Annotated in this window: 1 pseudogene; it reads right to left on the bottom strand. The window is 68.4% G+C overall.

Going from position 1 to position 595, the window contains the following annotated elements:
• Positions 1 to 555, bottom strand: a pseudogene (locus tag KN815_RS51790) (polyketide synthase dehydratase domain-containing protein); the annotation flags it as partial.
• Positions 556 to 595 lie beyond the last annotated feature (40 nt).

Here is a 595-nt window from a genome sequence, read left to right as displayed (position 1 = left end):
CCCACCGCACCCCACCTCATCCCCAGCCCGCACCACCAACTCCACAAACGCCGCACCCGGCAACAACACCGCACCCGCAGCCACATGATCACCCAGCCACGCATGCGACCCCAACGACAACCGCGAAGCGAACAACACCTCACCCGACCCCGGAACCTCCGTCACCGCGCCCAATAGAGGATGGCCGACGCCCACCAACCCCGCGGACGCCACATCACCCACACCCTGCCGCTCCCCCACCAACCAGTAATGCTCCCGCTGAAACGCATACGTCGGCAGGTCAACTGAAGCGGTCCGCGTTCCGCCCAGCACGGTCGCCCAGTCCACGTGCACACCACGCGTGTAGCAGGTGGCCAGAGCCGTGACCAGGGCACGGGTCTCGTCGCCCTCCCGACGGAGGGCCGGTACGAAGACGGCGTGCCCCTCGTCCAAGCACTCGCGGCCCATCGCGGACAGCGTGCCATCGGGGCCCAGCTCCAGATACGTACTCACCCCATACTCGGCCAGCGCCCGCACACCATCCGCGAACCGCACGGCCGAACGCGCATGCTCCACCCAGTACTCCGGCGAACACACCGCCTCCGCGTCCGCCAAC

This window comes from Streptomyces niphimycinicus (assembly GCF_018883605.1).
GTDB lineage: Bacteria > Actinomycetota > Actinomycetes > Streptomycetales > Streptomycetaceae > Streptomyces > Streptomyces niphimycinicus.
The sequence above is the reverse complement of the archived record's forward strand: the minus strand, read 5'-3'. Positions and strand labels throughout refer to the sequence as shown.